The organism is Janthinobacterium sp. BJB401 (assembly GCF_013372745.1).
In the GTDB taxonomy this organism is placed as follows: domain Bacteria; phylum Pseudomonadota; class Gammaproteobacteria; order Burkholderiales; family Burkholderiaceae_D; genus Janthinobacterium; species Janthinobacterium rivuli.
Map to the genome: position 1 here is coordinate 80374 of NZ_JABXFH010000025.1, position 6250 is coordinate 86623.

General features: G+C 67.1%; 5 protein-coding genes and 1 tRNA gene. 5 read left to right on the forward strand and 1 reads right to left on the reverse strand.

Features of this window, described 5'->3' with window-relative positions; translation table 11 throughout:
• The first annotated feature begins 105 nt into the window (after positions 1 to 105).
• The 5 genes from fdhE (at position 106) to HWE17_RS17145 (ending at position 5561) form a co-directional block, all read left to right on the forward strand.
• The gene (gene fdhE / locus HWE17_RS17125; RefSeq protein ID WP_176389552.1) at positions 106 to 1212 is read left to right on the forward strand and encodes a formate dehydrogenase accessory protein FdhE; all 1107 of its coding nucleotides are present in this window, start codon (positions 106 to 108) and stop codon (positions 1210 to 1212) included.
• Positions 1209 to 2630 (forward strand): L-seryl-tRNA(Sec) selenium transferase, encoded by a 1422-nt coding sequence (gene selA / locus HWE17_RS17130; RefSeq protein ID WP_176389553.1) that lies wholly within the window; start codon positions 1209 to 1211, stop codon positions 2628 to 2630. The genes fdhE and selA overlap by 4 nt, the downstream gene beginning before the upstream one ends.
• Positions 2627 to 4582 carry a selenocysteine-specific translation elongation factor gene (gene selB / locus HWE17_RS17135; RefSeq protein WP_176389554.1) on the forward strand — a complete coding sequence of 652 codons (1956 nt, stop codon included), beginning with the start codon at positions 2627 to 2629 and terminating at the stop codon, positions 4580 to 4582. Before selA ends, selB begins: the two co-directional genes overlap by 4 nt.
• Before the next feature lie 12 nt (positions 4583 to 4594).
• Positions 4595 to 4690, forward strand: a tRNA-Sec gene (locus HWE17_RS17140).
• 157 nt (positions 4691 to 4847) lie between these two features.
• Positions 4848 to 5561, forward strand: a complete 714-nt coding sequence (locus HWE17_RS17145; protein WP_255206283.1) for an ABC transporter substrate-binding protein — start codon at positions 4848 to 4850, stop codon at positions 5559 to 5561.
• 8 nt (positions 5562 to 5569) lie between these two features.
• On the opposite strand, the gene HWE17_RS17150 is transcribed toward HWE17_RS17145, so the two are convergent.
• On the reverse strand, positions 5570 to 6250 hold a 681-nt coding region (locus tag HWE17_RS17150), incomplete at its 5' end, for a GGDEF domain-containing protein (RefSeq protein WP_176389555.1).

Consider the following 6250-nt stretch of genomic DNA (forward strand, 5'->3'; position numbering starts at 1 on the left):
GCTTAATTAGCCCAAGTGCAAGAGCTGGGGTCAGACCCGACGGGTCTGACCCCTGTTTTACTTTGCGGCTTGCGATGACTGTATCGATTAAAATACTTTGACAGCATGGTCACACCCGCTTGCCGTGCTGTGCTCTTTTTTGATGGGAAAACTCCATTGGTACAACGCATTCTTCAGCCAGGCGAAATCGAAGGCCTGGACCACAACGCGATTCCGCGCCTGCTGCTGCCGCAGCCTGACAGTCTGTTCAAGGCGCGCGCCGTGCGCTTGCGCGAACTGGCGCAGGGTAAGATCAAGGGCATCCCCGTCGACGCGGGCATGCAGGGCTACCTGGTGTTGATGGCCGCGCTGGCCGACGCGCAGGCCGTCGTGGTGGGAAAACTGGCGCCCGGCGCCGTGCCTGCCGCCGACCCGGACGCGCTGCGCCGCGCCATCCAGCACCGCATGCCGGTGCTGCCCGTCAGCGGCGCCCGTCCGCCCGTCTGGCGCGACATCTTTGCCAGCCTGCTCGATGAACTGGCCGCCACGGCGGCAAGCCAGCCGGCATTGTCCGGTGGCCTGACGCAGGTGCTGGCGCAATTGCGTGCGCTCGACGCTCCAGCGCTGGACGCCTGCGCCGACGCCGTGCTCGATGAAAACGGCGACAACCTCAATCCCATGCATGCGCCGTTCGTCGCGGCCGCCCTGCAGATTTTATGGTCGGTGTCGGCCAGCGAATTGCGCGCCGCGCGCGTGCCGGACCTGGAAACGGGCACCCTGTGCCCCGTCTGCGGTTCGCACCCCGTCGCCAGCGTGATCCGCATCGGCGGCCAGTCGCAGGGCTACCGCTACCTGCACTGCGGCATTTGCGAAAGCGAATGGCATATGGTGCGCGTGAAGTGCTCGACCTGCGAACAGAATGGCAAGATCGCCTACCAGGGCCTGGACGCGGCCGACGCAAAACCGTTCGACCCGGTGACGGCGAAGGACGACAAGCTGCCCAACAAGGCGAACGACCCGAAGAAGGTGGCGCGCGCGGAAACCTGCGACGATTGCCATACCTACCGCAAAGTCTTCAACCAGGAACACGATTACAACGTCGAACCGCTGGCCGACGACCTGGCCAGCCTGATGCTCGACCTGCTGGTGGGCGAAGCGGGCTACCAGCGCGCCAGCGGCAACCCGCTGCTGTGGCTGGGGAAGAATGAAAACAGCGAGGGCCAGCAGTCATGACGACGGGGCAAACCGTGCGCCTGCCGTCGGTAGACCGCATCCTGGGCGACGCGGCTTGCCTGGCCCTGATCGCGCGCTATGGCCGCGTGCAGACCCTGGCCTGCGCGCGCGCCGTGCTGGCCGAACTGCGCACGGCCATGCTGGCCGGTGCAGGGTTTGGTGAATGCGGCGAGGAGGGCGCATCGATTGCCGCCATCGCCGCGCAAATGGATGAACGGCTGCAGGCGCAAGCGCGCCCGCAGCTGCGCGCCGTGTTCAACCTGACGGGCACCGTGCTGCACACGAACCTGGGCCGCGCACTGCTGCCCGATACGGCCGTGCAAGCCGTGGTGGAAGCGTTGCAATGGCCGATGAATCTGGAATTCGACCTGGAAACGGGCAAGCGCGGCGACCGCGACGACCTGGTCGAGGAACTGCTGCGCGAGCTGACGGGGGCCGAAGCGGCCACCATCGTCAACAACAATGCGGCCGCCGTGCTGCTGATGCTCAATACCCTGGCGCAGAACAAGGAGGTCGTCGTCTCGCGCGGTGAGCTGGTGGAAATCGGCGGCGCTTTCCGCATCCCAGATGTGATGACGCGCGCGGGTGCCGTGCTGCGTGAAGTGGGCAGCACGAATCGCACCCACCTGGCCGATTACGCGAACGGGATCAACGAGAACACTGCCTTGCTGATGAAGGTCCACTGCAGCAATTACGCGATCACCGGTTTCACGAAAAGCGTGGAGCTGGACGAACTGGTGCCGCTGGCAGCAAAACATGCCATTCCCACGGCCGTCGACCTGGGTAGCGGCACCCTGGTCGACCTGGCGCAGTATGGTCTACCGCATGAAACGACGGTGCGCGAAACCATCGAAGCGGGCGCCGACCTGGTGACCTTCAGTGGCGACAAACTGCTGGGCGGCCCGCAATGCGGCGTCATCGTCGGGCGCGCCGATCTGATCGCGAAGATCAAGCGCAATCCATTGAAACGCGCACTGCGGGTCGGCAAGCTGACCCTGGCCGCCTTGGCGCCCGTGCTGCAGTTGTATCGCGCGCCGGATTTGCTGGCCGAACGTCTGACCACTTTGCGCCTGTTGACGCGTCCCGCTTGCGCCATGCGCGCGCAGGCGCAAACCCTGCTGCCGCTGCTGCAAAGCGTACTTGGTGCCGACTATGTGGTCACCGCCGAAGCCATGAAAAGCCAGATCGGCAGCGGGGCCCTGCCCGTCGACCAGCTGCCCAGCTTTGGCCTGGCCATCCGCAGCGCGCCTGGCTCGCGTCTGAGTAATCCCCTGGGCGTGCTGGAACAGCGTTTGCGCGCCTTGCCGTGCCCCGTGATCGGGCGCATCGGGCAAGATACTTTATGGCTCGATCTGCGCTGCCTGGAAGCGGCGCACGAGACGGCCTTCATCGCGCAGCTCGCCGAGTTGACGGCATGATCGTCGGCACCGCAGGCCATATCGACCATGGCAAGACGACCCTGACGCGCGCGCTGACGGGCGTGCACACGGACCGCCTGAAGGAAGAGCAGGCGCGCGGCATTTCGATAGAACTTGGCTACGCCTATCTGCCGCTGGCAGATGGCACGGTGCTGGGCGTGATCGACGTGCCCGGTCACGAAAAATTCATCCGCACCATGGCCTCCGGCGTGACGGGCATCGATTTTGCCCTGCTCGTGGTGGCGGCCGACGACGGCATCATGCCGCAGACGCACGAACACCTGGCGATTTTGCAGCTGCTCGGCGTGACGCGCGGCGCCGTGGCGCTGACCAAGATCGACCGCGCCGATGGCGCCCGCGTGGCGCAGGTGGAGGCGGACATCGAAGCGCTGCTGGCCGGCACGCCGCTGGCGGGCAGCCCGATCTTTTCCACGGCCGCCAATCGCGACGACGATGCGGGCGTGGCCGCCTTGCTGGCGCACCTGACGCAAGTGGCGCGCAGCCTGCCGCAGCGTGACGAGCGGCGCCTGTTCCGCCTCGGCGTGGACCGCGTGTTCACCTTGTCGGGGCAGGGCACCATCGTCACCGGCACGGCGCTGGCGGGATGCGTACAGGTGGGCGACATGCTGCAGCTGGCGCCCGGCGATGCACAGGCGCGCGTGCGCAGCATCCATGCGCAGAACCGCGCAGCCGGGACGGGCATGGCGGGCCAGAGATTGGCGCTGAACCTGGCCGGCATCGACCGCGAACGCATCGAGCGGGGCAACTGGATCGTCGCGCCCGCGCTGGCGCAGTGTTCCGAACGCCTCGACGTGGAACTGACCCTGCTGCCAGACGCCGGCGTGCAGCTGAAAGCCTGGTCGCCGCTGCATGTGCACCTGGGCGCGGCGCACCAGCTGGCGCGCGCCGTCATGCTCGATGGCGAAACGCTGTCGCCGGGGCAGACGGGCAGGGTACAGCTGGTGTTCGACGCGCCGATGCACGGCGTGCCGGGCGACCGCTTCGTCGTGCGCAATGCGCAAGCGACGCAAACGGTGGGCGGCGGCATGGTGCTCGATCCCTTTGGCCCCGCGCGCAAGCGCCGCAGTCCGGCCAGGCTGGCGTGGCTCGATGCGCTGGCCGCGTTCATCGCGCAGGGCGACTATGCGGCCCTGCTGGCGCAAAGTCCGCTGGGCTTGCGCGAATCGCTGCTGGTGCGCCTGTCCCTGTTGCCGGCGGACGCCCTGGCGCTGCCGTCCGACACGCGGCGCATCGCCCTGCGCGGTGGCGACGCCCTGCTGCTGGCGCCGGCCGCGTTGCTGGCGCTGGAGGCGCGCGTGATGGCAGCATTGGAAACCTTCCATGCGCGCGCGCCCGACGAGGCGGGGCCGGAACTGTGGCGTTTGAAACGCATCGTCGACGCCGAGATGGAAGACGCCTTGTGGAGCCATCTGGTCGAAGGCTTGCTGGCACGTGGCGAGATCCTCGCGCGCGGCGCCAGCCTGCATTTGCCGGCGCACAGCGTGGAACTGACGCCGCAGGAGCAGGCGGTGGCCGAACCCTTGCTGGCCGGGTTGGAGCAGGGGCGCTTCGATCCACCGTGGACGCGCGACCTGGCGCGCGGCTTTGGCCTGGCCGAGGACGAGACGCGCAAGCTGTTACGCAAACTCGCCAAGGCAGGGCAGATCAGCCAGGTCGTGCACGACCTGTTCTACCATCCGTCGGCCCTGGCCGAGCTGGCGCAACTGGTGCGCGCCCTGGCCGAAAAAGCGGAGCTGGACGAGGGCCTGGCGCACGGTTCCGGCGCCGTGGGCGCGGCCACCTTCCGCGACGCCAGCGGCCTGGGCCGCAAGCGGGCGATCCAGGTCTTGGAATTCTTTGACCGCGTCGGTTATACTCGCCGTGTTGGCAATGGGCATCTATTACGCCCGCAAGCGCTGTGGTCCTATACGGCAGCCTTGCCCAGCAGCTAGCTCAGGCACCGCGGAAAGCACACTCATCCGGTGATGTGGCCGGGCTTCAAACCCGGTGGAGGGCGTCAGACGTTCTCCCGTAGGTTCGACTCCTACTGTTTTCCGCCAGTTACATTTCTCCCATCCCCTTCCGCATGGCGTTCTCCCGGCGTTGGCCTGTTGCCACGCTGCGGAAAATATATGGTTTAATTGGCAATATGCGGCGATGCCAGGGTGAGCCGATGGTAACATCGGCTTCAATCCCCTGTAGCAGATGAAAGCAAGCATGAAACAAGCAAGCATGGCGTGGCTGCTGGCAGTGGCGCTGCTGATGCCGGCGCTGGCCGCGGCGGTAGACGTGCGCATCGTCGGCGAGCATTTGCCGCCGTCGAGCATGATGGAAGGCAATGTCGTCGTGGGACGGGAAACGCTCAAGGTGCGCGACATCATGGCGCGCGCCGGTCTTTCCTACCGCATCGAGCTGCTGCCGTGGAAGCGCGCGTACGCGCAGGCGCTGCGCGAGCCTGATACCTGCATCTTTTCCACCAGCCGCACGCAGGAGCGCGAAGCGCAATTTCGCTGGATCGGCCCCCTCAACGAAGCGGAATGGATACTCTACGGCCTGGCCGAGCGGCACCTGGCGCTGCGCACGCTCGATGATGCGCGCGGCCTGGTGATCGGCACGGTGCTCGGCGACGCGCGCGACGATTACCTGCGCCAGCGCGGCATGAACGTGGCGCCCGTGACGCAGGAGTGGCTCAATCCGCAAAAGCTGCTGCTCGGGCGCATCGACCTGTGGGCCGTGGGCCTGGCGGTGGGCAGCAAGCCTTTCGTCGGCAAGGAGTGGGAGGGCAAGGTGGTGCCGCTGCTGACTTTTAACCGCGTGCAGACTTACCTCGCCTGCAACAAGCAATTGCCCGAGGCGCAGGTGGCGGCCATGCAGCGCGCTGCGGCGGCCATGCGCCGCGACGGCAGCATGGCGCGCGAACATATCCGCTAAGGTCCGCTTCAGCTTTCCAGCCACTGGCGCACGCAGTTGCGTCCTTCGCGCTTGGCCTGGTACAGGGCCTGGTCGGCATGGCTGTAGGCCGTTTCGAATGGCGTGCCGGCGCGGTTCCAGCTCAGGCCCACGCTGACGGTGATGGCGCGCGTGATGGGCGCCGCATGGCGCTGGCGGCCGACCGTCTCGCAGATGCGCTGCGCCACTTGCGCCGCGTCGTCGCGCGAGGAGGTGGGCCAGACGACGGAAAACTCTTCGCCGCCGACCCGGCCGATGGCCGTCTCCTGTCCCAATAGCCCCTTCAGGCAGTCCACCACGGCCTGGATCACGCCGTCGCCGGCCGGATGGCCGAAGTCGTCGTTGACCTGCTTGAACAGGTCGATGTCGAGCACGATCAGCGCCATGTCGCCCTGCGCCAGGCAGCGCGAGGCGTGGTCGATCACGGCGCCGCGGTTCAGGGCGCCCGTCAGCGGATCGTGCGTGGCGCGGTATTCGAGCTGGCCGGCCAGGGTTTGCAACTGGCGGTTCAGCAGATGCATGTCGCGCTCGGCGCGGTCGCTGCGGCCGATCAGGCGCCGCGTCTCGCGCATCAGCCGCTCGTAGTGGATGATCAGTTCACCGAGCACGCGCCGCTGTTCCGCGCCCGACGCGCTGGCGTCGGCGTGCATGCGGCGCGGGGCGGCCCCCCC